The following is a 23,061-nucleotide window of genomic DNA, read 5'->3' as shown; positions in this document are numbered from 1 at the left end:
GGCTTGGCTTCCGCGGCCGTGAGAGCGGCGGACGACCGCAAGGCGGAATAGAGGCTTCTTGCCCCGTACCAGACCAGAAACATAGCTCCCCCGTAGCGCATGACGGGATCGAGCCAGGGCATGAACCTGGCGATTTGATGGAGGCTGGTCACGCCAAGCACGATCAGCGCGGCATCTGATACCGCGCATGCGAGGCAGACGGCGAAGATATGTTCGTTGCGCAAGCCCTGACGGAGAATGAAGGCGTTCTGCGCGCCGATGGCGACGATCAGGCTGAGGCCCATCATCAGGCCGGTTCCATAGATCGAAAAATTCATCTCTTCGGCCAACGCCCCTCATTTCGGTGAGGTTGCGCTATCGCTATTTCGAGAATTAGGCTAATTAATCCAACTTATCCAGATTAAGTGAAACTAATCCATGCTCGACTATCCCGCTCTTCGCGCCGTCGCGACCATTGTCCAGACAGGCAGCTTCGAAAGAGCTGCGACCGCCTTGAACGTGACCCCTTCGGCCATTTCGCAGCGCGTGAAGCAGCTCGAAGAGCGTCTCGGCGTCGTCCTCATCGTCAGAGGCACGCCGTGCACGGCGACCGAAAAGGGAGAATGGCTCTGCCGCCATATGGAGAATGTCGGCATGCTCGAAGCAGAACTCTTCGGGCAACTGCCGGCCCTCGTCGATCCCAACGAACCAGGCCAAAGGGTCACGCTTCAAATCGCGACGAACGCCGACAGCCTCGGAACATGGTTCGTCGAGGCCATGTCGAATTTTGCCAAAAGCTCTTCCTATCTGCTGAATGTCGCCGTCGACGACCAGGACCATACCGCCGAATGGCTGCAGCGCGGACGGGTGATCGCCGCCGTCACCAGCCTGGAAAAACCGGTCCGCGGATGCCGGCGTTTTGCTCTCGGCGTTCTGCGTTACCATGCAACGGCAACCCCTGACTTCGTCACAAGCCATTTTCCACAGGGCGTGACATCAGAGGCGATCCGTAACGCCCCGGCGCTGACCTTCAATCAGAAGGACAGGCTGCAAAGCAGCTGGGTACGACGAACATTCGGACGCGATCTCGATTATCCCACCCACTGGCTGCCGTCGCCGCAGAGCTTCGTCGAGGCGAGCCTTTCAGGCATGGGATGGGGAATGAACCCGACCCAGCTGACCCGCGAGCACCTCGCATCCGGACGGCTGATCGAGCTGGTGCCCGACACGCCACTCGATGTCCCGCTTTACTGGCAGATAAATCGCCTCGCCGCCGACCGCCTGGCGGATCTGACACGCGAAGTCGTCACCGTGGCCAAGCGCCGCCTTTGATGCATCACTCAAAAATGCAGCATCATCCCGGTGAACGGGTCGCTTTTATCAGACGTAAGCCGTGCGGCTGCCGAACTCGCTGGTCTCGTCAAAATTCGTCGTGCCGATACGCTCGCTTTCGCCGGAAGTTCTTTCGGAGCGCCACCGGCAGGCTTCGATGCAGCAGACGCCTGAGTTTGGCTGCTCTCGCTCGCTTTGATCTTGGCAATCTTCGCTTCCAGCGTCGCGATGGATTTTTCGACGTAGCCTTCTCTTACTCGTCCTGCGTTTCCGACCGGGCTGCCCCGCTCCTATGCTATGGCGATGATCTCCAGTTCCTGGCCTCCTGTCTCCACCATATCCCCAACAGCCTTGCCCATCAGGAGCCGCGCCACCGGGGAGACATAGGAAATGGACCCGGCCTTCGGATCGGCCTCGTCCTCTCCGACAATGCGATAGGTCTGCACACGCCCATCGTCACGACGGAAAGTCACCGTGCTGCCGAAGGCGACGGTATCGATTGACGTAGGGGCAGGCATGAGCTGAGCGGTGCGAAGTCTTGCGGCTAAGTAGCGAAGATCACGCAAGGGATTGGCCGTCTGCCGCCGCCGTTCGTTCACGTCTTCGATGGGGCTCGCAGCATCATAGGCCTCGCGAGCCTGCTGGAACTGCAATTCCAGAGCCTTCAATCCCGCTTCCGTGACCATATTCGGATGCGGCGAAATCGGACGATCGGGCAGCAGGGTTTCCGAAGCGGTTTCGAAACTCTCTTCCTTGGTGAAAGCGACGGCCAATCTCGAACTCCGTTTTAGCGCGATGCGGTCTGGCAGCTGAGGGGCAACGCCCCAACCCTTTGAAGGAATCATACACCGACTGCAGGCGAACCGCCAATCTGGCTCATCGACGGTTGCTTCGGTTACCCCGTAGCCTCGGAGCGTTGGGAACGTCCTGCGCGGCGTGGCGTTTACACCCCACGGTGCGCCGTGGCGCATCCGGATCGATCCCTGGTGCAACGTGGTGGGAAAGAAGCGAATGTCCGGTGAGCAGCGAGAGGGCCACCATACGATCGGGAAAGAAACATGTCTTCGTTCCTGACGGATGCCATGCCGCTGACGCCAAGCTGGTGGGATATCGGCGCGCGGATTATACTGACATTGATTGCCGGCGGCCTCATCGGACTCGATCGCGAGCGCGGCGGCCACGCAGCAGGCTTCAGGACCACGATCCTGGTGGCGCTTGCCGCCTGCCTGGCGATGATCCAGGCAAACCTTCTTCTGTCTATATACGGAAAGACGCCCGGCTCGTTCACGCAGATGGACGTGCTGCGCTTTCCGCTCGGCGTCCTGACGGGCGTGGGCTTCATCGGCGGCGGAGCGATCCTCAAACGCGGCGACATGCTGACCGGGGTCACGACGGCGGCGACGTTGTGGTTCATGACGGTGGTCGGCCTTTGCTTCGGCGGCGGCCAGATCCTGACCGGCATCGCGGCGACAGTGATTGGCTTTATCGTCCTGTCGCCGTTGAAGCGTCTGGACACATGGCTGCGTTGCGAACAGAAGGCAACGCTTGTCGTCCGCGCCTCGAACGGCAATATCCCGGACCTATCGGAAGTGCTGAACCCGCTCGGATGCCATGCAGGCTTCCTGTCGCTCCACCGAACGACCGATAGCGCCGAGGTGACGTTCGAGCTGCGATGGCTCGCCAAGTATCCTGACATGTCGGCGCGCGCGATCCTGAACGCGCTTTCGAACACGCATGAGGTCGCGGATTTCTCCATGAAGTCGATGACGACATAAGCTTCGCAGTTACACGCCGGCGGTTCGACATCTCTCATTTCGCGACGTGCTGAGGTTTGCCTTTCCTCTTGATTGAGGCAAATTCCTCAAGCTGTTTCTCGCTCATGGATTCCACCATCTGTTTCGAGGCGCCTTTGAGTTCGCTCTTCGGCGTCTCGCCACGCTTGGCCGAAAGTGCGGCGCCTGCCGCCTTCTGCTGGGCCTTGGATTTGGCTGGCATATCGATCTCCTTTTGCTTGGACAGAACGGCCGCCGGCGTCAAAGCTTCTTGAGTTCGTCAGGTTGTGTGCAGCGCACTTTCCCGATTTGTCGCTCTCGACGATATATTGCGGCTCGGCCCTCGATACCTTCACGCTGTGGCCTTTGATGCCGAAAGGGGTGAGCGGTTTTCGGCATCATGCCATGGTTATGCCGTTCGAAGGAGGCTGCGGCCCGCAAGCCGCAGCCGACAGGCTGTCAGTTGATGGTAGCCCATTGGCTTCGGACATCTCTGGCGTTCTTCGACAGATGGACGTGGGCATCCACGTGATCGACCCAATCGAGCGGGATCAAGTGGTGCTTTCCATCCCCCGAGTCGGTCTTCGTCAGTTTGATGCGGGTGGTGCCGTCGAGGTGATCGACCGTCCCGACATGGGTGCCGTCGGCAGCCCGAACTTCCATATGTTCACGAATCTGATCTGCGGAAATCATCGTTTCCTCCTTTGCATCATTGCCAGATACGAAGCGGCAACGAGGTGGAGCGGACTTGGTTCCAAACATCCGCGACCGTGTTCAATCAGCAGTCACGTCCCAATTGTCACCCGGGTTGAAGGTCCTGACGCCAGCAGCTATTTTTTCAGTCTCCCGGCCGAGATCGGCCTGGTAGACCGTACCGTTCGCGTTGACTGCGAATGTGTGCACGCCGGTTTCGCCATATCGGATCGGCCAGGCGATAACGGCAAATCCTGCGATCATATTGCCGTTGATCACATAATCGAACTCTCCACCCGCGATGTTCGGCCCCTGGCCGTCGATGATCCTGTAGCGATAACCGTAATAGCCCTCGCCGGCTTTCGCCTTATCAAGCGCCGCATTGTCTTCGAGGGCATTGCCCGCCGGGCTATCCCCCTCGCCGAGATCAGGCGACCAATAGAGACCATCGGTTTTGCCGTCGCTGCTGATCAGTCTCTGGGCATATTCCAGAACGCCGTCGTCATCGTGGTCGGCGGAAGAATATTCCTTTTGGGCGTCGACATAGGCCTTCATCGTGTCAATGGTCTGCAATTCGTTCTCGCCGACGCGACGATTGATGATCTCCTCGAACCCGGCATAGGTATCGAAACCCCATTTGCCATCGTCGCCCTTCACGATCGGAAATGGTAGAGGCCACATTTTGTCGCCGATCTCGATGATCTTGCGGCCATCGACGTCCTTCACGACGATCTTCTTCTTCGTGCCGTCCCGGATCTGTGCGTAGGTGTCCATCACGCCTTCGCCTGCCTTCGCTTTCGCTGCATCAATACCCAGCAGCGCCGTAAACTTGTCGAAGTCGTCGGCCGCCAGGGCCGCCTTGAAAGCGTCGACGACCTGTTCCGCCGTCTCGAACACGGGCGGATCGCTCTGCGAAGCGAAGCCCGAGATGACGGTCGCATCGGATGGCTCTGCTGCAGATGTCGGGACCGCATTGGTGGCGAGAGCCGCAAGAGCGAACACAGAACCCAGAAGCATGTTTCTGACTGACTTTGTCATGACTTTCCTCCTTCTTTCGGTCACCGACGACCGCCGCCGCGGCCACCGCCGCCGCGGCCGCCGCCACCGCCGTGCATTGCTCTACCGCCGCCACGATTGCTCCCGGCCATGGCCTGTCTGCCGCGGTTGGACTGCATCTCAGCGCGCCTGCCGCTGTCGACCTGACCAAGGGCCGATGGCTTTCTCGGCCGGCTGTCGACCCGGGCCGCGGGCTTCGGCTTTGCGACCGGGCGTTTGGCGTTGACCCCGGGCCTTGCGTTTTCGGCAGCCCTATTCGGCGTCCTTGCCTCGGGTCTGCGGTTCTGCGCAGCCTGCGCGCCCTTCCCGCCCCCAGGAGCCGCTCCTGCATTGCCTGCCTTGTTGCGAGCAGCATTGACCCTGTCCGCATCGATCTTGCTCTTGCGGACATCGTTGACACTGATTTTGCCTGGCTGATCGCGGATCGTGTTCGCACGGTCGTTGCCTCTTGCTCCGACCCTGTTGTTGCCGTTCGCCTCGATACTGGTCCGGAAGGAGCTGCGGTCGATCTTGTTGAACTGCGCGCTGTCGAAACCGATCTTGCTGCGGTCGACCTTCTTCCAGTCGACGTCGTTGATATTCACTTTGCCGTTTATGTTGTTAAAGCAGTTGTTGCAGTCGATATCGACGTTGCCGTTCCAGCGCCCGCCCCATACACCCCAACGGTTCCAGTCGACGGCAGCCGCCCACACTGCTCCCGTCACCACGCCGGCAAAAAAGGTGGCGGTCGGATAGTAGTAGTTCGGATACGGCTCGGAATAGTAGCCGATCGGCGCGGCCACATAATTCGGTTCATACAGCATCTCCGGCGCATACTGCGGAACGTAGATCTTGTCGGGACTGGCGGAGACGATCACGACGTTGTCGTTCTCCTGGCTGACCTTGATCTTGTCGTCCGTCTTGATGATGCCGTCGGCGACCGCTTTGTCGCGCAGTTGCTGTATGGCGATCAGAACGTCTTTCTGCTGGTAGGAAAGCGCCTCTCCGAGAGACTGCGTCCAGTCCAGATCCTCGCTCATCATCGTCACGATCTGAGGATAATTCAGCAGCGATACGATGCTGCCATCCCACGTCGTCTTCGGTTTGAGCTCGGGCTGCTTCTTCAAGGTTTCGAGAAACCGGGCTGCTTCCACGACCTGGAGTGGGTAGAGCGACGCCGACGTGACGAGCGCAACCAGTTCGTCCGGATAAAGCGCGATCCGCGCCACCAGGATTTCGAGTTCGTCCTCGCTCAGCGGCGCCGGCGCGTCGTCTTCCGCCACGACGGGACTGGAAGCGGCAGGCTCCTGGGCGGCTGCGGTCAGCATCGGATGTGGCGAAAACGGGAAACCTGCAAAAGGCAGGAACAAGCCCGTGGCGAGTAACAATGCGTGAGGTCTAGCCATCTCAAATCCTCCCTGCGGTCAGACATGGTGTGTAGGCTGCCGGCTTTAGTATATTCATATATACTTACATTCATTCCAGTGGCGAGGAAATGTCATGCCGATATCCTCTTCGTTTCCCTCGTCCGCGGCCACAGGATGACGGCGAACAGCAGCGCGTAGATCAAGGCCACTGCGACATAGACGATGCGGGTGGCGAAGGATTCTGCAGCACTCCCCGGCAGAGGCGAGACCCCGAGGCCGAAGAGGATCAGGAAGGTCGTCAGGGCGCCGGCAAAAACCGGCGCGTCCTTCGACCGGGCGGCCGCGCGCCCTCCGATGAGGAGGACGACGACGAGAAGAATGAGGAAGATCGAGAGAAGATTGGGGCGCAGCGACAACACTGCATACGCAATGGAGGCAAGCACACCGCCGAAGAGATTGACGAGCACGAGCCCGATCGCCGCCCGAGCGCTCGCGGCAACGTCGAGCTGCCCGAGCAGCGACGCCACCGTGATCGGAATGACCGCCGCGGCGGTCAGGTTGTCGCTCGTCAGGCAGATCACGACGGAGCCCAGAAGGATGACCGTGTTTGCCAGCGCCCGAAGCAAGGCCGGAGGCCGCTCCTCGATCGCCACCGCCTCAATCTCCGGGGAGAACGGCTCGGGAAAGACCGCATGGGCGAACCACATCAGAACCGTGCCGGACAACACCCCGGCGACCAGGATGGATAGGATGGAATTGGCGAGTTCCTTGTTCAGGATGCCCAGCAGAGGCACGATGATCGAAACGACGAGCACGAGAAAGACAGCCGCTCCTCCCTTTCCCGTCGACTGCGCGGCAAAACACGCGAAATAGGTCAGTCCCAGGATCAGCAGAAAGGGCGCCGGACGGTCGCCGAGCACGTTGGTCAGAACCATCATTGCGATCCCGGCGATCAGGATGACCATCGCCGCGCCGATGGTCTTGCCGAGCGGCATGGGTCGTGAACTTCCGAGCAGAAACTGGGCGGCAAAGAGCGGGCCGAGGAAAGGCACGATGGCCCCGGCATAGACCGCGAACGTGAAGCCGATGGAGACTGCGAATGCGACCCGCAGTCCCTTGCGTTTCTGCTCCTCGACCGCGGGGCTCCTCTCAGCGGACATAGGTCAGCACCGACATGATGCGGATCCAGAGCGACCCCCAGGCATTGGTGACCGGATTGTCGCCCGTGTAGATGACGACGGTCGCCTGCGATCCGTAGCGCACGCCGCCCTTCGGCCTCTGCGCCTCCTCGATGATGAGCCGGACCGGAAACCGCTGCGGCTCCTGGACCCAGCCGCTATCGCTCCGGATCGTCGGCAATCCGGTGTTCGGATCCGTGCTGCCTTGCGATACGCCGAAACCAACGCTCTCGACTTGGGCCGGAAACACTCGACCGGGAAGCGCGTCGAAAAGGACTTCCGCCTGGTTGCCGACTGCGACCTTCTCGAGGCTGTTCTCCTTGAAGGCGGCGGTGATCCAGATTGTTCCGACATCGATAAAGGTCATGGCTGACTGTCCAGCCGACACGACCTTACCGGTTGTAAGTTGGAGGTTGGTCACGACCCCGGCCGAAGGTGCCTGAACGGTGGTCCGCACCAGATCGAGTCGTGCCTTTTCGAGCGCCGCCAAAGCCGCCCGGAGCTGCGGATTGTCATTTCCGCTCGGCCCGAGCTGCTCTTTGGCCTTGGCCAGCTCAGCCTCAGCACCAGTGACGGCCGCCTCTGACTGACCGAAAGCCGATTTGGTTGAATCAGCCCGCGCTTTGGAATACACGCCCCTCTTTTGCAGCTCTTCGGCGCGCGCAGATTGTTCGCGAAGATTGTCCCGATCGACTTGGGCCGTTACGAGCTTTGCCTGCGCCGCATCGACAGCAGCCGTTGACGCGCCCATTGACTGGCCGACACTTGCAAGGCTCGCCTCGGCCTCATTGACCGCGAGCTTGTAGCGCTCGGGATCGATACGGAAGAGAACCTGACCGGTATCGACCCTCGAGTTGTCGACGACTCCCACTTCCACAACCCGGCCGGTGACTTCGGGCGCGATGCCGACGATATAGGCTTGGACCTGAGCCTGCGAGGTCGACGGCGTGCGCCGCTCCATGAAGATGGAGAGAACGAACAGGACGAGCGCCAGCAGGACGATGATGAGGGCTATCCTGCGGAGTGGATTCCGAGGCGTTGGGGAAATGGCAGGCTCGTCCAAATTTTCGGAAACCACGGCAATATCCTTCGGAGGCGTTTCGTTTCGTGGAAGCGCAAAGTTTCAGCGCGCAAAGTTCAGCGCTGGATGTGTGTCGCGATGGTCGTTACCGGGCGATGGAACGCAAGTAGGTAACCGTAACATACGCCTTGCGATGGCTTGTCGCCGGCCTGGTCGCACGCATCAGCGAGCCGTTGGCGGTACCGAGGCGTCAAGCGCGCCCTCTATCTCCTTGGAGAGTTCTGCGATCAGCTCCTGGTATTCGACGACGCGCTCGTCGCGTTTCGGATCGGTCGAGACGTTCCATTTCTGCAGCGCCGATTGGGCGTCGGCAAAGTCCCTGCAGATTTCCCGAAAGTCCTCACTGCGGGCAGAGAGATCGTCGATCGCCTTGATCCTGGCTGGAAACTGCCGACGGACTGCGGTCACGCCTTCGTCCATGGTCCACTCCTTACCGGCATTCGAGACGTCGCCACTGCAACGTGTGCCAGATCCGATCTTCATGGACGACGATCGGTTCGTGGAGTATGTTACCGTAACATACGGTCTGGCAGTGATGTGACTCCACGGGGGATTGGGGACAGACATGCAGACATCGATACCAGCAGAGGGGTCTGCTGCATCCATTTCTTCAAGGCCGGCGCCTCAAGCCGACGATATCAGCGAGCAACTGGAACGTGTCGTCTCCAGCCCTGAATTTCCAGGCGTCGGTCGCGCGGCAGCGTTTCTCCGCTATGTCGTCTCGGAAACCCTCGAGGGTCGGGGCAACCGGATCAAAGCCTATTCGATCGCGATCGAGGTGTTTGGCCGGGATCCCGGCTTCACCCAGGACGACCCGGTGGTCAGGATCGAGGCCGGACGGCTGCGGCGCTCGCTCGAGCGCTATTATCTCGTCGCCGGGCAGCATGACCCGGTCAGGATCGACATTCCCAAAGGCGGGTATGTTCCAACCTTCGCCTGGTCCTGTCCGGCATCAGTCGACATTGGAGACGAAGACGCTGGCGAAACATCACCCTCCGAGGTTCGCCCCGGACGCTGGTGGCGCGCAAAGCGGGTCTTGTTGCCGGGTGCTGCTGCGCTCGCTGCAGCTATTTCGCTCTATTGGATCGGGGCGCGGTCTCCCGCTCCGTCGCTCGAACGCGTTGCAAGCCTGTCGCCCGATCGGCCGGCCCTCGTCGTGGCCCCGTTTGCCAATCTCGGCGAAGGGCCGGAGGCGCAGCTATACACGGCCGGCCTGACTGAAGAGCTGATGACCATCCTGCCACGGTTCAAGGAGATCAAGGTCTTCGGCCGCGAAACGTCCAAGTCCCTCCCAGTGGATGTGGGCGCATCGGAGATCCGGGCCGAATTCGGCGCACATTATCTCCTTGCCGGCGGGGTACGCATGTCGGGCAAGCGCCTTCGTGTGACGGCCAGATTGCTCGATACGTCGGACGGCGAAATCCTCTGGTCGGAGAACTATGACAATGATCTCGCATCGGGAGACCTGTTTGCGATCCAGACGGATGTCGCCAGAAAGGTCGCGACCGCCATCGCCCAGCCCTATGGGGTCATGGCACAGATCGACTCCGCCGGTCCACCGCCTGATGATCTCGGTGCGTATGAGTGCACGTTGCGCTTCTATGCCTATCGTTCGGAACTGAGCGCCGAAGCGCATGCGCGCGTCCGGGATTGCCTCGAGGCTGCGGTTGCGCGGTTTCCGAGCTATGCGACCGCCTGGGCAATGCTGTCGATCGTCTATCTCGATGAGGACCGGTACAAGTTCAATCCGACACCAGGCCAGGATACAGCCATACAGCGGGCGCTCGATGCCGCCAGGCGCGCAACGCAGATCGATCCGAACAATACGCGCGGGCTTCAAGCACTGATGACGGCGCTATTCTTCGACAGGCAGCTCGCTGAATCACTGCGTGTGGGCGAGCAGGCGCTCGCCACGAACCCCAACGACACCGAACTGATGGGCGAGTTCGGAACCCGACTTGCGATCGCTGGCCAGTGGCAGCGCGGAGCAACCCTGCTGGACCAGGCCATCGCGCTCAATCCGGGCAGCGGCGGCTTCTACCACGGAACGCGAGCCCTGGCCGCCTATATGCTCCGCGACAACCACACCGCCGTGCTGGAGATCAGGCAGGCGAACATGCAGAAGTTCCCTCTCTTCCATGTTGTCGCCGCCATCATCTACGCGGAGGCTGGCATGATGGACGACGCCCGCCGGGAAGGACAGGTGTTCGTCAGCATGCGACCTGACTTCCTGCCGAACATTGTAACGGAACTCGCAATGCGCAACAGGCAGCCCGAAGATCGCGATCGTCTGATCGAAGGACTACGCAAGGCGGGGATGACGGTGCCTGATCCCGATGCAATCGCGTCGACCGCCGCCACCTCGGACCTGCAACCCCGCTGATACTATCTTCCCGACCGTAACATACCCGATCATACGGGCACGCCATCTCGTCTTCGCATAGTCTGACCTCAGTGCCGACTTCGACCGCCGCGGCGTGCGGCGTCGAGGCCTGTACGAACTTGACAGGGCTATGAGGAACGCCAGTGAGCACAGTAAAATGTCGTGACGGCCGAATTCAACCAAGCCTTTCCCTAGCGCAATTCCAGCAAAAGTGCGCAGCGGTTTTGCGTCCGGAATTGCGTGAAAACAAAAAGACAGAGCATTTCCGTGGCTCGGAGAAACCAGGAAATGCTCCGGGTTTGAAATGGATCTCGGCTCTGCTGCTCCTCTGCGCATTGGCCGGATGCGGAGGCCACCCGAAGAACGTCCTCATCCCGGTTGCCGATAGCGCGCCGAACGCCACCAAGGTCGACATGCTCGTGACCACGACGCGCAGCCGCTCCACCATCCAAGGCGAAATGTTCACAGGCGAGCGCGCACTCGCCCCAGCCTTTGCCGACATCACCGTATCCATCCCGCCTGCAAACGTCCGCAAGATCGGCGAAGTCGCCTGGCCGAGAAGACTTCCATCCAATCCGGCCACCGACTTCGCAACCTTGAAAGCCGAGGAGATCACGCGCGACGACGCAAAGAAATGGCTGAGCGCCTCAGTCAGGAAGAGCCGCGACCGCAGCGTGCTGGTATTCATCCACGGCTTCAACAACCGCTTCGAAGACTCGGTCTATCGCTTCGCCCAGATCGTCAAGGATTCCGGCGTCCACAGCGCGCCCGTGCTGGTAACATGGCCGTCGCGCGGCAGTCTGCTCGCCTATGGCTATGACAGGGAGAGCACCAACTATACGCGCAACGCATTGGAGACGCTCTTCCAGTATTTCGCGAGGGATCCAGAGGTGAAGGAAGTCTCCATCCTCGCGCATTCCATGGGCAACTGGCTGGCGTTGGAAGCGCTTCGCCAGATGGCGATCCGCAACGGCCGCCTCCCTGCCAAGTTCAAGAATGTCATGCTGGCCTCGCCCGACGTGGATGTCGATGTTTTCCGCCAGCAGATCGTCGACATGGGCAAGCAGCATCCGAATTTTACCTTGTTCGTTTCGCGAGACGATCGCGCGCTCGCGGTATCGCGCAGGGTATGGGGCGACGTCGCCAGACTCGGCGCAATCGATCCCGAGCAGGCCCCCTACAAGAAGGAACTGGCCGACAACCAGATCACGGTCATCGACCTCACCAAGGTCAAGGCCGGCGACAGGCTGAACCATGGGAAATTTGCGGAATCGCCCGAGGTCGTTCAGCTCATCGGTGCGCGGATTTCCGACGGCCAGACGCTGACCGACAGCAAGGTCGGGCTCGGGGACAAAATCCTCGCGGCGACCACGAGCACGGCGGCCGCCGCGGGTAGTGCCGCCGGCCTGATCCTTGCCGCCCCGGTCGCGGTCGTCGATGCGGATACCAGAGATAATTACGCCAGCCAGGTCACCGGCCTCACGGGTCCCGTGGGTACGCGACCGAAGGCGTCCGAGTGTACTGCCGCGGGCCGATCGAAGGAGACATGCAGGCAATAGCGCTTCACGAACCGGCAGACGCAACAGCTTCATCGAGATCAGGATAGACGATGCCTTTACTTTCCAAGATCCGCATGGTCAGGCCGCTTCTCATCGGGGCCACCCTGGTATCCATTCTCCTTTGTGCCTCCATTGCCGTGGCGCAGAGCACGACGCCTGCGAGCCCGCAGTCTGAAAGTGTCCAGCGCTTTATCGGCATGTTCTCGGATCCGGATGTCCAGCGCTTCCTGCAGCAGCAATCGGAAGCAGCCAAGGCCGTGACCGAACCGCCTGTCGCAACGCCGAACGGCGACCCTTCATTTTCGGAATTTGCGATGCGGTTCCGTGTCCACGCTTCCGGCCTTCTGGGGGCTATCCAGTCCTTTCCGTCGGAGACGATGCGTGGTGCGGCCATACTCGATCAGGACATCCAGGCGAGCGGCGGGACGCGGCCGATCTTCCTGGTCGCTGCCTTCGTCGCCGTCGGGCTGGCTGCGCAATGGCTGTTCTGGTGGATCAGCGCCGGCTGGCGCTCCTGGATGACACGCGCGCCCTTCGCGACGGTTCGCCAGAGGGTGATCGCACTGGCTGCGAGGCTTCTGTGGGCGGCATGTTTCGTTCTGTCGTTCGGCCTCGGCAGCATCGGCTTCTTCCTCTTGTTCCAATGGCCGCCGATCGTTCGGGAAATCGTCGTCGGTTACCTCTTTGCGATCGTGGTCTTCCGTCTGGCGAGCGCGCTTTTCGACGTGCTTCTGGCGCCGCGAGCAGAGGAAGAAGGCCGGTTTCGTGTCGTACCGATTACGAGGGATGCCGCCGGCCACTGGGCGAAACGCCTCGGCTATCTCGTCGGCTGGTATGCCTTTGGCTGGGTGACCATCCGCCTGCTCGGCACACTCGGTTTTTCCGTCCCGACCCGGCAACTCGTGGCCTATGCCCTCGGCCTCGTGCTGCTCGTCATCGGCATCGAAGCCGTCTGGAGACGTCCGTCCGAATTGACTGCCGGCCAGGCGAGCCGCATCGGCCCGCGAGCGCGGAACTGGCTCTGGACGGTCTACTTCGTTGCCGTCTGGCTGCTGTGGGTGGTGGGAGCGATGAGGCTGTTCTGGATCGCGGTGGTCTGTGCGGCACTGCCCGGCGCTATCGCCCTTACCAAGGCGTCGGTCGACAATATCCTGCGCTCTTCCGAGGACGAAGAGGACGGCCCCAAGAGAGGCACCGTCGTCTCGGTGGTCGTCGAGCGTGGTATCAGGGCGGCGCTGATCGTCGGCGCCATCATTCTGCTGGCGAACGCCCTGGATATCAGGCTGACGCAGATGACGATGCAGGATTCTCCGCTTCTGCGCCTCGTGCGCGGCCTCCTCAGCGCCGGCATCATTCTGCTCGTCGTCGATCTCGCCTGGAGCGTCGTGAAAGTGCTGATCGATCGCAAGCTCGGCGACACCGAAACCGTCCTCGAAGTCGGCAGCGAGCGGGAGCGGCGGCGCACGCGTCTCAGAACCCTGCTGCCGATCCTTCGCAATTTCCTCATGATCCTCTTCGTCGCCGTCGCGATCATGATGGCACTGTCGTCGCTCGGCGTGGAGATCGGCCCGTTGATCGCCGGCGCCGGCGTAGTCGGCGTTGCGATCGGTTTCGGCGCACAGACGGTGGTCAAGGACGTGATCAGCGGGATGTTCTACCTACTCGACGACGCATTCCGGGTGGGCGAATATATCCAGAGCGGCAGCTACAAGGGCACCGTCGAATCCTTCAGCCTGCGATCGATCAAGCTCAGGCACCATCGCGGCGCGGTCTATATCGTCCCGTTCAGCGAGCTCGGTGCCGTGCAGAACATGAGCCGCGACTGGGTGATCGAGAAGATGACGATCACCATCACCTACGATTCCGACATCGAGAAGGCCCGCAAGATCATCAAGAAGATCGGCCTGCAGCTGTTCGAGGATCCGGAGTTCAAGCCGACGACGATCGAGCCGCTGAAGATGCAGGGGATCGATAGCCTGGGCGACTCCGGCTTGCTCCTGCGTATGAAGGTCATGACGCTTCCCGGCCAGCAGTTCACGCTGAAGCGTCGGGCTCTGCGGATGATCCATGAGGCGTTCAACGAAAACGGCATCAAGCTCGCTGTGCCGACCGTCCAGGTCTCCGGCGGCAAGGACGACGCTGTTGCAGCCGCTGCCCAGCAGACGCTCGCAGCACAGAACGCAGCCGCCGCCGCAAGCCCGGCCTGAGGGCGGCATCTTCGAGGAAATGAAACACAGACGAGAGCAGTGGGAGGAAATGAAATGAAGATGTTGGTCATCCCTACGCGCATGCTTGCGACACTTGCCGTCATGATGACGGTCTGCGCGCCCGTCCTCGCTCCCGTCACGGCCGAAGCCGCCCGTCGTGGCGTGGCGGCATGCGGTCCGAGAGGCTGCGGCGCTGCAGCCTGCGGACCACGCGGATGCGCTGCGGTCGGACGCCGAACCGCTCCCGTCGTTCGCCCGCCCGTCCGGCGCGGCGTCGTGGTCGTCACCCCTCGCCGCTATTGGCGTCCGGGGACCGCCATCGCCGCGGGTGCTGCCATCGGCTTCGTCGCCGGAGCTGCCGCCGTCTCACTGGCAGGTTCGCCGCCGCAATCCGGCCAATGCTGGTACTACACCTCGCCTGCCAAGACGACGGGCTTCTGGGATGTGTGCCCGCGCTGAGCGGCTCGCAGAAAGACTGGCGAGTTCTTTTGGTTCTCTTCGTCACGATCCTCCCCCGGCTGGGGATGGTCTCGATTTTCGCGTCACAAATTTAGAGGGCACGTTCCATGGATTTCACAGTCATCGATGCCGCACTCGTCGGAAAACTTCTCCTGCTGCTTCTGATCGGCATGGGGCCGAAGATCGCCCTGGTGCCGTTTCTGGAAAAGACCCACGCCTTCGATACCGAAACCAAGGTGCGCATCGGCCGCCAGATGGTCCTGATCGCCGTCGTTACGGCTTTGATCCTTTTTGCCACCGGCGCGCTGCTGATGCGGCTTCTCCACATCACCGGCGGCGCCGTTGCCGTCGCCGGTGGCATCATCCTCGCGCTCATCGCCATCAAGATGGCATCAGGACCAACGGAGAAGCCGCATGACGACATTGCGGCGCCCGTCGATCCAGACAAGCTGGCCGTATTTCCGCTTGCGGTCCCTTACCTGCTCAATCCTGTCGGCATTACGATCATCATCATCGCCTCCGGCGAAGTCGTCTCGATCGCCAGCGCGATACTCGTCATCGGCCTGATCCTGATCGTCGGCGCATTCGACTATCTGGTGTTCACCAACATCGACAAGCTCGCCAAGCGTATGAAGCCAGTCACCATGATCGTCTCGGAGGTCGTCTTCGGCATTCTGCTGACCGCAGTCGCAGTCCAGCTGATCGTCGTCGGGCTTGGCAATCTCGGGATCATCACCCCGACCGCTGCACACTAGATCCGACAATTTTAGGCCGGACCCGGCCTAAAATTTGAACCGGGATTCTAAATCAAAGAAATAGAGCGTGATGTCGTCCGAAACCGCTCACGCATTTCGGCATCATGTTTAGCTGCAGATTTGCGATCCCCCTGCACGGAAAGCCGGGGATTAAGCTCGATGACCGGCTGCAAAGGCGTCACAGACGGCCGGCGGCACGCAACGATCATTCAATATCTCTGATGTTATCCATAAGTTCTATTCGTTTGAATGATGAGTTTTCAAAGCCCATATTAGGATCATGGACATGGACGAACCTCCCATTGACGACCATGCCCCTGACCCAAGAAAGGAACCGGAAAATGACCACGCTCACCTATCGCGGTGGTGGTAAGTCCCTCACCTCCAGTGAAAGCCGCTTCGACCTGGCACATTATGCCCGTAAGCTTGTGCTCGCCTGGACGCGCTGGCAGACGGCCCGCGAAATCGAAGCCATGCCCTTCGACATTCGCAAGGACATCGGCTGGCCGAGCACGGACGACAACAAACACCGGACCATGTAATGAATGCGACATTCCTCCCAAGATGAGGGCGGCGTCTGCACTGCGCAACGCCGCCTTTTTCGTAGCCTGACCGTCCATTCCTAAGCCATTTTCAACATTGATTTTCAGCCGCCTGTCAGCCTGTTTTATGCTTGCCCTCGGCCATTCTCGCGGTTTGACCGGCCAAATCGCCGGCGATGTCGCATATTTGCTCTTCCCGGCCGCATTTTTCCATGCCAGTGTCGCTTTCAAGACATCGGCGCGACGCATTCCGCGCAACGAATGTGTCATCGCCCCTCGAGCATGGATTTCGCTATGAACAGGATGCAGATCAAGAAGCGTTCGGTAGTCTTCTTTATGGTACCACAATTCACCATGCTGCCCTTTTCGGCGGCCGTGGACACCTTACGCATCGCCAATCGCATGCTCGGCTATCAGGCATATACCTGGCGGCTGACCTCCGTCGATGGGGAAAAAGTCTATTCTTCCTGCGGCATCGGCGTCGAGGCAAATTCCTCGCTTGCCGAGGAGCGCCGTCATCTCGGCGGCGAAAACCGGCCGGGCATGGTGCTCGTCTGTTCCGGCATCGATGTCGAGCAGTTCAACAACAAGTCGGTCAATGCCTGGCTGCGTGAATGCTACAATCGCGGTGTCGCCGTCGGCAGTCTCTGTACGGGCGCGCATGTGCTTGCCCAGGCTGGCCTCCTGAACGGCAAGCGCTGCGCCATCCACTGGGAAAACCTGCCGGGCTTTTCGGAAGCCTTCCCGCAGGCGGAGGTCTATGCCGATCTCTATGAGATCGACGGCAATCTCTATACCTGCGCCGGCGGCACCGCCTCGCTCGACATGATGCTGAACCTCGTCGGCGAGGATTTCGGCGAAAGCCTTGTCAACCGCATCTGTGAGCAGCACCTTACCGACCGCGTGCGCAACCCGCACGACCGCCAGCGTCTGCCGCTGCGCGCCCGCCTCGGCGTGCAGAACGCCAAGGTGCTGTCGATCATCGAGTTGATGGAAGGCAATCTCGCCGAACCGCTGTCGCTGATCGAGATCGCCGACGGCGCCGGCCTCTCACGCCGCCAGATCGAGCGGCTGTTCCGCCAGGAGATGGGCCGCTCGCCGGCCCGCTACTATCTGGAAATCCGCCTCGACCGTGCGCGCCATCTTCTAGTGCAGTCCTCGATGCCGGTCGTCGAGGTCGCCGTCGCCTGCGGCTTCGTCTCGGCCTCGCATTTCTCCAAGTGTTATCGCGAACTCTACCACCGCTCACCGCAGCAGGAGCGCGCCGAGCGCAAGATGACCATGGCGACCGCGCGCCAGGCCGTCGCCGCTTGAGACAATAAGACAGGCCGTCGCCGCTTGAGACAATAAGACGGGCCGTCGCCGCTTGAGACATTAAAAAGCTGATCTCGCCTGACGCGAAAAGATCGTCGCCGCCTGAGATAAAGGGCGGCGGCTTGGCCCCGCCCCAGAGGTGCTATTGCGCCGCCTCTTCCGTCATCTTGGCGTCGGAATAGACTTGGTTGCGACCCCTGTGTTTGGCCATGTAGAGAAACTGGTCGGCGGCGTTGAGGTAGTTCTCGAAGGTTTCGTAACCGGCGATCTCGGCGATGCCGATCGAAATCGTGACGCCGAGTTCCTCGTCGTCGGCCGTGACCTTCAGCCGCGAAATGTCCGAGCGGATCTCGTCGCAGAGCTTGGTCGCGGCTGCCGAATCCATCTGCGGGAAAAGGATGGCGAATTCCTCGCCGCCGAGGCGCGAGAGAAGATTGTCGCTGCCCTCGAAGATCGTAAACAGCCTATTTGCGACAGCCTTCAGCACCTTGTCGCCGATCTCGTGGCCATAAGTGTCGTTCAGCCGCTTGAAATGGTCGATATCGAGAATGGCAACGGAACTCGGCACCTTCAGCCGCAGGCACTCGTTCACCAGCTTCGGGCCGTTGTCGTAGAAATAGCGGCGGTTATAGAGGCCGGTCAGATAGTCGCAGGCCGCCGCTGCCCTCAGCTGCCGCATCTGCGCCAGCGTTTCGGCATTGTTGGCGATGCGGCATTGCAGCTCCTCCGCGACGAAGGGCCGGTAGACGAAATCGCTGGCGCCGGCCTTGAGGAAACTCGCCGAAAGCATGCGGTCGTTGGAGGAGGAAACGCCGATGACACGCAGCCTGTCCGAACCAAATCGATGGCGGATGCGCCGCGTCAGCTCGTAGCCGCTCATATCCGGCATGTGGTGATCGGTGACGACGAGCTCGATATCGCTGTAGGCCTCAAGCGCTGCCAGCGCCTCGAGCCCCGAATTTGCCTCGACGACGAGATATTGTTGTGCCTTCAGGAGGTCGACGAGCACCTGGCGCGCCGAGACGACATCGTCGACAACGAGCACCCGCGTCTTGCGGTTGGAGATCGCCCGCCGGACGGTAGCGACGAGATTGTCGAGCGCGAATTCATTGTCTTTCAGTACGTAATCGATGACATTGCGCTCCATGATCTTGTTGCGCGTGTTGAGATCGAATGTCGCGGTGAAGACGATCGCCGGGATATCATGCTCGATCGTGCAGTCGAGCGCTTCGCCATAGGGCGAATCCGGCAGGTTGAGATCGACGACGGCCATGGTGTAGCCGTGAGCGTCGTCGGCAAGTTCCTTGCGAAGAGCCTTCAGCGACGGGCAGGATTTGACGGCAAGGCCGAGCTCCGTCTGAAACCGGTGGCAGAGCACGGCGGAAAACATCCGGGAATCTTCAACCAGAAGTATTTTGAGTCCGCCCGAGCGTAACCCGATGCCATCCCGCTGAAAATCTGGTTGAAAAGCCACAGCCGCTACTCCCCCATGCGTCTGACGGGCGCGAGTCGGCCCTCTCCCCGGCGGGGACGATAACCGAGAGGCCTTTGCGCGTGAAGGGGACAAACAACGGCGACATTACCTGAAATTGCAAAAATTCGAAGACTGTCCCCGGCCGTCATTTCTGCTCCCCTGGCGATACCGATGCTGGAAGGGCTGTCAGGCAACCGCCCGCTCCTTACGCATCGATTGAATTTGCAGCAGCGTATCGAGGTTCTGGTTGACGCGGCAGTAGAACTCTTCGTCGATGAAGGGACGCAGCATGAAATCATTGCCGCCGGCCTTCAGGAAACGTGCCGAAAGCAGCCGGTTCGACGAAGAGGAAACACCGATGATGCGCAGCTCGTGCGAGCCAATATTGGCGCGGATGCGCCGCGTCAGCTCGAAGCCGTCGATGTCGGGCATATTGTAGTCGGTGATGACAAGGCCAATATCGCGGTTGGCCTTCAGGATCTCCAGCGCCTTGCCGCCGCTCTCGGCGACGCTGACCCGGAAATTGTAGCGCTTCAACCGGCTCGACAGCAGGGCGCGCGCAGTCGCACTATCGTCGACGATCAGCACGTGGTGGCGATGATTGGTGAGGAAGCGGCAGATCGATTCCGCCAGCAGGTCGACGGCGAAGATGTTGTCCTTGAGGATATAGTCGACAATATCCTTGGCCATCAGCTTGTCGCGCATGTTTTCATGGAAGGTGCCGGTGAAGACGATTGTGGGTATGGAGAGATCGACCAGATATTCGAGCGCTTCGCCGTTTTCGGCGCCGGGCAGGTTGATGTTCGAGATCGCCAGCGTGATCGGATCGGAAGATTTGTCGTAGGAAACCTGCAGATCTTCGAAGCTGCGGCAGATCTCGACATCGATATCGAACAGCTCTTTGAGGCGTTTGCTGATCATCGAGGTGAACACGTTGGAATCTTCCGCGACAAGAATACGCGCGCCGGCAAACATTTCCCCGGAATATTGCATCCCCGAAATACCTAGAAACGCCATAGCAAACCTTTGATGTAAAATCTGTCCCCGGATCAAACCGATACATCGATTGATTTGAATAATTATTAATCGGCGCGCCTGGATACAAATGAAGAGGCGGCCCGATGGTGCCCCTTCCGATTTCTTTGCAGATATGATTAAGAAGTCAGACGCGAAACGCCGCATTCGCCGTAGCATGGCAGGCGCCGGCGAGCGGTTGATGCGGAAACCGAAGGCGCCGTTGGTGACGCGGCCGACGAGCCCATCCGGCTGGCACCGCTCGGCCGAAGCGAATATAAACGAGCCATAGACCCCGACTCCGCCGACAGGTTCGCCTCATGATCCAATCCGACCCGGTGATCGAATGGCTTCTCGACTCCGACCCGTCGATCCGATGGCAGGTGATGCGCGACCTGCTCGACGCCCCGGAGCGGGAATGGATGACTGAGCGGGCCAAAGTCGAGACCGAGGGCTGGGGCGCCAGGCTGCTCTCCTGCCAGGATGAGGACGGGCAATGGGCAGGCGGCGCCTTCCTGCCCGCCGGTTTCGACCCGCACGAGTGGAAGGAGCGTGGCCAGCCGTGGACGGCCACGACCTTCTCGCTGTCGCAATTGCGCGAGTTCGGTCTGGATCCCGCCTGCGATTGCGCCAGGCGCACCGTCAAATTGATAGGCGCCAACGCCCGTTGGGAAGAAGGCGGCCAGCCCTACTGGGAAGGCGAAGTCGAGGAGTGCATCAACGGCCGCACCGTTGCCGATGGCGCCTATTTCGGGATCGACGTCTCGCCCATCGTCGACAGGCTGGCCGGCGAGCGTCTCGACGACGGTGGCTGGAACTGCGAGCGGGCTCGCGGCTCTGTCCGCTCCTCCTTCGCCAGCACCATCAACGTGCTGGAAGGTTTGCTGGAATACGAAAGATCGACCGGCGGCACACATCGGTCTCGAGAGGCGCGCAGGACGGGCGAGGGGTTTCTGCTGGCCCGCAACCTGTTCCGCCGCCTCGGCACCGGCGAGCCAGCCGACGAGCGCTTCCTGCGCCTCCTGCATCCGAACCGCTGGCGCTACGATATTTTGCGCGCGCTCGATTATTTCCGCGCCAGCGCGATCCTGACCGGCGCCGGCCCCGATCCACGCCTCGGCGAAGCAATCGACCACCTTCGTTCCCGGCGCTTGCAGGACGGCAGTTGGCCGCTCGACGAGAGCCCTGCAGGTCGGGTGTGGTTCGAGGTTGATGACGGGCAAGGCAAGCCCTCGCGGTGGCTGACGCTCCGGGCGATGCGGGTGCTCAGATGGTGGGATGCCCAGCCCTCAATCAATGCCTGACGGCAAACCCAGTCGACGTAGGAAATGCCGTCTCACCGATGCCGAGTTGATTGACCACACCGTGCAGGATTAACGCCGGGATCACTGACCAACCAGGCATTCTCGCCAACACCCGATCTTAGTCCTTACACGCAGCATCCGCTCGTTGCCGCTTGCGGCCCACAGCAGGCCGCCGCCTTGCTGTTTTCCTCTGCCAGCCAGCGATCGCGCGGCTTGCAGCTTGCCGGCCGTGGCGAAAGCTCGACATGCACGGCATCAGCGCGAAGAACCGGCATCGCCGCGCAATAGAGCTGCATCGGCCGCACGCCGTCGCTGACTTCGAAGGTGAGCTTGGCCGAATCGTCCAGCTGCACATGTTCCGTCACCTTGCGGATGATAGAATAGAACTTGCCGGCCGGCATATGCGTGCGATCGTCCTCATCAATATCCCAGAGCTGGATGAAGATCTCCGTCCAGCCCTCGGGATTGGCGCCACAATCGAGCGCGGAGAATTGGCCCGCCTTGACCTCGGTGATATGATAACCGGGCTTCACCGGCTGGCCGTCGTAATAGAAAACCAGCGGCGTGTCTCTTTCACTGGCGAGTATGTTGAGCAGCAGGCCAAGCTTGATGTCGTCCGCCTGATTTTTGCTGTTGTCGATGGCGTTCATTTGCGCTAATCCTCGTTTCAACGATTCAAGGATTATTGAAATATGGATCAACGTCAAGCCCTGATCGCATTCGGCGCACTTTCGCAGGAAACGCGCCTGCACATCATCCGCATGCTCGTGGTCTCAGGCCCCGATGGCATGGCGGCAGGATCTATCGCGGAAAAGGCGGAGGTTTCGCCATCCAACATCTCCTTCCATCTGAAGGAGCTGGAACGCTCCGGCCTGATTGCGCAGCAGCGCGAATCCCGCTCGATCATCTACACCGCCAATTACGAGGCGCTGGGCGGCCTGATCCGTTTCCTGATGGAGGATTGCTGCGGTGGAAACCCTGAGATCTGCGCACCGGCTGCTGCCGTTGCCGCATGCTGTACACCTGCAACCAAGGAGGAACTGCAATGACCACAGACCGCGTTTATAACGTGCTTTTTCTCTGCACTGCCAATTCATCCCGCTCGATCCTGGCGGAATCCATCCTGGAAACCGAAGGCAAGGGCCGGTTCAAGGCCTATTCGGCCGGCAGCCAGCCGAAGGGTGAGGTCAATCCCTATGCGCTGAAGGAGCTTGCGGCGCAGGGCTATCCCACGACCGGTTTCCGCTCGAAGAGTTGGGACGAGTTCGCCGAACCGGGCGCTCCGGAGATGGACTTCATCTTCACAGTCTGCGACAGCGCCGCCGGAGAGGCCTGCCCGGTCTGGATCGGCCATCCGATGACCGCCCATTGGGGTGTCGAGGATCCCGCTGCCGTCGAGGGCAGCGAAGTCGACAAGGGCCGCGCTTTCGCGCAGGCCGCCCGCTTCCTCAAGAACCGGATCAGCGCCTTTTTGAGCCTGCCTCTTTCGTCGATCGACAAGCTCGCCCTGGAAACGCACCTGCGCCAGATCGGCGCCATGGAAGGCATGTCCAAAAAACCGGCGACGGCCGACTGATGGGGCCGTTCGATTTGCCGCGCCGTCTGGTCGCTGA

The 23,061-nt window shown here is 60.8% G+C and carries 24 protein-coding genes and 2 pseudogenes; 12 read left to right on the top strand and 14 right to left on the bottom strand.

Annotated elements, in window-relative coordinates:
* Positions 1-317 (bottom strand): LysE family transporter (locus FY112_RS16310; protein WP_181018229.1); only part of this gene is annotated, 317 nt, incomplete at its 3' end.
* A 100-nt stretch (positions 318-417) separates the two neighbouring features.
* Between FY112_RS16310 and FY112_RS16305 the strand changes: the two genes are divergently transcribed.
* On the top strand, positions 418-1,311 hold the full coding sequence (locus FY112_RS16305; protein WP_131619740.1) for a LysR family transcriptional regulator ArgP: 894 nt from the start codon (positions 418-420) through the stop codon (positions 1,309-1,311).
* Positions 1,312-1,359: 48 nt separating this feature from the next.
* On the opposite strand, the pseudogene FY112_RS38605 reads toward FY112_RS16305, so the two are convergent.
* Together FY112_RS38605 and greA are read right to left on the bottom strand one after the other, a co-directional pair.
* Positions 1,360-1,553 (bottom strand): annotated as a pseudogene (locus tag FY112_RS38605) (hypothetical protein); the annotation flags it as partial.
* 48 nt (positions 1,554-1,601) lie between these two features.
* Entirely contained in the window at positions 1,602-2,084 is a 483-nt protein-coding gene (gene greA, locus FY112_RS16295) for a transcription elongation factor GreA (RefSeq protein WP_017960852.1), read from the bottom strand.
* A 285-nt stretch (positions 2,085-2,369) separates the two neighbouring features.
* On the opposite strand from greA, the gene FY112_RS16290 reads away from it, so the two are divergent.
* Positions 2,370-3,086, top strand: coding sequence for an MgtC/SapB family protein (locus FY112_RS16290; protein ID WP_151518855.1), 717 nt, complete (start codon positions 2,370-2,372; stop codon positions 3,084-3,086).
* Positions 3,087-3,120: 34 nt separating this feature from the next.
* On the opposite strand, the gene FY112_RS16285 is transcribed toward FY112_RS16290, so the two are convergent.
* The 8 genes and pseudogenes from FY112_RS16285 to FY112_RS16250 form a co-directional block, all read right to left on the bottom strand.
* Entirely contained in the window at positions 3,121-3,306 is a 186-nt protein-coding gene (locus FY112_RS16285) for a DUF3008 family protein (RefSeq protein ID WP_151518854.1), read from the bottom strand.
* Between the two features lie 38 nt (positions 3,307-3,344).
* A pseudogene (locus tag FY112_RS16280) lies at positions 3,345-3,478 on the bottom strand (DUF2945 domain-containing protein); the annotation flags it as partial.
* A gap of 64 nt (positions 3,479-3,542) precedes the next feature.
* Positions 3,543-3,776, bottom strand: coding sequence for a DUF2171 domain-containing protein (locus tag FY112_RS16275; protein WP_017960856.1), 234 nt, complete (start codon positions 3,774-3,776; stop codon positions 3,543-3,545).
* Between the two features lie 81 nt (positions 3,777-3,857).
* Entirely contained in the window at positions 3,858-4,814 is a 957-nt protein-coding gene (locus tag FY112_RS16270; RefSeq protein ID WP_017960857.1) for a DUF2950 domain-containing protein, read from the bottom strand.
* Between the two features lie 20 nt (positions 4,815-4,834).
* The gene (locus tag FY112_RS16265) at positions 4,835-6,217 is read right to left on the bottom strand and encodes a DUF3300 domain-containing protein (protein WP_151518853.1); all 1,383 of its coding nucleotides are present in this window, start codon (positions 6,215-6,217) and stop codon (positions 4,835-4,837) included.
* Between the two features lie 92 nt (positions 6,218-6,309).
* Positions 6,310-7,338 carry a DUF2955 domain-containing protein gene (locus FY112_RS16260; protein WP_094085718.1) on the bottom strand — a complete coding sequence of 343 codons (1,029 nt, stop codon included), beginning with the start codon at positions 7,336-7,338 and terminating at the stop codon, positions 6,310-6,312.
* Positions 7,328-8,434 carry an HlyD family secretion protein gene (locus tag FY112_RS16255; protein ID WP_151518852.1) on the bottom strand — a complete coding sequence of 369 codons (1,107 nt, stop codon included), beginning with the start codon at positions 8,432-8,434 and terminating at the stop codon, positions 7,328-7,330. The genes FY112_RS16260 and FY112_RS16255 overlap by 11 nt, the downstream gene beginning before the upstream one ends.
* 165 nt (positions 8,435-8,599) lie before the next feature.
* Complete coding sequence (locus FY112_RS16250) at positions 8,600-8,857, bottom strand: hypothetical protein (protein WP_017960868.1); 258 nt, start codon at positions 8,855-8,857, stop codon at positions 8,600-8,602.
* A gap of 145 nt (positions 8,858-9,002) precedes the next feature.
* Here FY112_RS16250 and FY112_RS16245 point away from each other — a divergent pair, with 145 nt between their 5' ends.
* The 7 genes from FY112_RS16245 (at position 9,003) to FY112_RS38600 (ending at position 17,656) form a co-directional block, all read left to right on the top strand.
* A complete protein-coding gene (locus FY112_RS16245) occupies positions 9,003-10,820 on the top strand; it encodes an adenylate cyclase (RefSeq protein ID WP_151518851.1) in 1,818 nt (605 codons plus the stop codon).
* Positions 10,821-11,119: 299 nt separating this feature from the next.
* A complete protein-coding gene (locus FY112_RS16240) occupies positions 11,120-12,379 on the top strand; it encodes an alpha/beta hydrolase (RefSeq protein ID WP_246700696.1) in 1,260 nt (419 codons plus the stop codon).
* A gap of 50 nt (positions 12,380-12,429) precedes the next feature.
* Positions 12,430-14,586, top strand: a complete 2,157-nt coding sequence (locus tag FY112_RS16235; protein WP_151518849.1) for a mechanosensitive ion channel family protein — start codon at positions 12,430-12,432, stop codon at positions 14,584-14,586.
* Between the two features lie 54 nt (positions 14,587-14,640).
* On the top strand, positions 14,641-15,045 hold the full coding sequence (locus tag FY112_RS16230; RefSeq protein WP_131645349.1) for a hypothetical protein: 405 nt from the start codon (positions 14,641-14,643) through the stop codon (positions 15,043-15,045).
* A gap of 107 nt (positions 15,046-15,152) precedes the next feature.
* Positions 15,153-15,800: a MarC family protein gene (locus tag FY112_RS16225; RefSeq protein WP_151518848.1), complete on the top strand. Its 648-nt coding sequence runs from the start codon at positions 15,153-15,155 to the stop codon at positions 15,798-15,800.
* Positions 15,801-16,141: 341 nt separating this feature from the next.
* A complete protein-coding gene (locus tag FY112_RS16220) occupies positions 16,142-16,342 on the top strand; it encodes a hypothetical protein (RefSeq protein ID WP_026157393.1) in 201 nt (66 codons plus the stop codon).
* 294 nt (positions 16,343-16,636) lie between these two features.
* Positions 16,637-17,656 (top strand): GlxA family transcriptional regulator, encoded by a 1,020-nt coding sequence (locus tag FY112_RS38600; protein ID WP_003540607.1) that lies wholly within the window; start codon positions 16,637-16,639, stop codon positions 17,654-17,656.
* Between the two features lie 142 nt (positions 17,657-17,798).
* Here the strand turns inward: FY112_RS38600 and FY112_RS16210 are convergent, their stop codons facing one another.
* Both FY112_RS16210 and FY112_RS16205 read right to left on the bottom strand, forming a co-directional pair.
* Positions 17,799-19,130 (bottom strand): diguanylate cyclase, encoded by a 1,332-nt coding sequence (locus FY112_RS16210; RefSeq protein WP_094085713.1) that lies wholly within the window; start codon positions 19,128-19,130, stop codon positions 17,799-17,801.
* 186 nt (positions 19,131-19,316) lie between these two features.
* On the bottom strand, positions 19,317-20,147 hold the full coding sequence (locus FY112_RS16205; protein WP_032991940.1) for a response regulator: 831 nt from the start codon (positions 20,145-20,147) through the stop codon (positions 19,317-19,319).
* 317 nt (positions 20,148-20,464) lie between these two features.
* On the opposite strand from FY112_RS16205, the gene FY112_RS16195 reads away from it, so the two are divergent.
* Complete coding sequence (locus FY112_RS16195; RefSeq protein ID WP_131619728.1) at positions 20,465-21,448, top strand: squalene cyclase; 984 nt, start codon at positions 20,465-20,467, stop codon at positions 21,446-21,448.
* 125 nt (positions 21,449-21,573) lie between these two features.
* Here FY112_RS16195 and FY112_RS16190 read toward each other — a convergent pair whose 3' ends face one another.
* Positions 21,574-22,098, bottom strand: coding sequence for a DUF6428 family protein (locus FY112_RS16190; RefSeq protein WP_151518846.1), 525 nt, complete (start codon positions 22,096-22,098; stop codon positions 21,574-21,576).
* A gap of 42 nt (positions 22,099-22,140) precedes the next feature.
* Between FY112_RS16190 and FY112_RS16185 the strand changes: the two genes are divergently transcribed.
* Positions 22,141-22,497: a metalloregulator ArsR/SmtB family transcription factor gene (locus FY112_RS16185; protein WP_151518845.1), complete on the top strand. Its 357-nt coding sequence runs from the start codon at positions 22,141-22,143 to the stop codon at positions 22,495-22,497.
* Entirely contained in the window at positions 22,494-23,024 is a 531-nt protein-coding gene (locus FY112_RS16180) for an arsenate reductase ArsC (protein WP_151518844.1), read from the top strand. The genes FY112_RS16185 and FY112_RS16180 overlap by 4 nt, the downstream gene beginning before the upstream one ends.
* The last annotated feature ends 37 nt before the right edge of the window (positions 23,025-23,061 follow it).

Origin of the sequence: Rhizobium sp. PEPV16 (genome assembly GCF_008919455.1) — a bacterium.
GTDB classification, from domain to species: domain Bacteria; phylum Pseudomonadota; class Alphaproteobacteria; order Rhizobiales; family Rhizobiaceae; genus Rhizobium; species Rhizobium leguminosarum_Q.
Note: the sequence above shows the minus strand (reverse complement) of the source record. Positions and strands in the feature narration are given on the sequence as shown.

What these genes read in the sequence shown, in the direction of transcription:
- FY112_RS16305 (WP_131619740.1), top strand. Translation starts at nt 418, where the DNA reads ATGCTCGACTATCCCGCTCTTCGCGCCGTCGCGACCATTGTCCAGACA.
- FY112_RS16290 (WP_151518855.1), top strand. Translation starts at nt 2,370, where the DNA reads ATGTCTTCGTTCCTGACGGATGCCATGCCGCTGACGCCAAGCTGGTGG.
- FY112_RS16285 (WP_151518854.1), bottom strand. Translation starts at nt 3,306, where the DNA reads ATGCCAGCCAAATCCAAGGCCCAGCAGAAGGCGGCAGGCGCCGCACTT.
- FY112_RS16275 (WP_017960856.1), bottom strand. Translation starts at nt 3,776, where the DNA reads ATGATTTCCGCAGATCAGATTCGTGAACATATGGAAGTTCGGGCTGCC.
- FY112_RS16270 (WP_017960857.1), bottom strand. Translation starts at nt 4,814, where the DNA reads ATGACAAAGTCAGTCAGAAACATGCTTCTGGGTTCTGTGTTCGCTCTT.
- FY112_RS16265 (WP_151518853.1), bottom strand. Translation starts at nt 6,217, where the DNA reads ATGGCTAGACCTCACGCATTGTTACTCGCCACGGGCTTGTTCCTGCCT.
- FY112_RS16260 (WP_094085718.1), bottom strand. Translation starts at nt 7,338, where the DNA reads ATGTCCGCTGAGAGGAGCCCCGCGGTCGAGGAGCAGAAACGCAAGGGA.
- FY112_RS16250 (WP_017960868.1), bottom strand. Translation starts at nt 8,857, where the DNA reads ATGGACGAAGGCGTGACCGCAGTCCGTCGGCAGTTTCCAGCCAGGATC.
- FY112_RS16245 (WP_151518851.1), top strand. Translation starts at nt 9,003, where the DNA reads ATGCAGACATCGATACCAGCAGAGGGGTCTGCTGCATCCATTTCTTCA.
- FY112_RS16235 (WP_151518849.1), top strand. Translation starts at nt 12,430, where the DNA reads ATGCCTTTACTTTCCAAGATCCGCATGGTCAGGCCGCTTCTCATCGGG.
- FY112_RS16230 (WP_131645349.1), top strand. Translation starts at nt 14,641, where the DNA reads ATGAAGATGTTGGTCATCCCTACGCGCATGCTTGCGACACTTGCCGTC.
- FY112_RS16225 (WP_151518848.1), top strand. Translation starts at nt 15,153, where the DNA reads ATGGATTTCACAGTCATCGATGCCGCACTCGTCGGAAAACTTCTCCTG.
- FY112_RS16220 (WP_026157393.1), top strand. Translation starts at nt 16,142, where the DNA reads ATGACCACGCTCACCTATCGCGGTGGTGGTAAGTCCCTCACCTCCAGT.
- FY112_RS38600 (WP_003540607.1), top strand. Translation starts at nt 16,637, where the DNA reads ATGAACAGGATGCAGATCAAGAAGCGTTCGGTAGTCTTCTTTATGGTA.
- FY112_RS16205 (WP_032991940.1), bottom strand. Translation starts at nt 20,147, where the DNA reads ATGGCGTTTCTAGGTATTTCGGGGATGCAATATTCCGGGGAAATGTTT.
- FY112_RS16195 (WP_131619728.1), top strand. Translation starts at nt 20,465, where the DNA reads ATGATCCAATCCGACCCGGTGATCGAATGGCTTCTCGACTCCGACCCG.
- FY112_RS16190 (WP_151518846.1), bottom strand. Translation starts at nt 22,098, where the DNA reads ATGAACGCCATCGACAACAGCAAAAATCAGGCGGACGACATCAAGCTT.
- FY112_RS16185 (WP_151518845.1), top strand. Translation starts at nt 22,141, where the DNA reads ATGGATCAACGTCAAGCCCTGATCGCATTCGGCGCACTTTCGCAGGAA.
- FY112_RS16180 (WP_151518844.1), top strand. Translation starts at nt 22,494, where the DNA reads ATGACCACAGACCGCGTTTATAACGTGCTTTTTCTCTGCACTGCCAAT.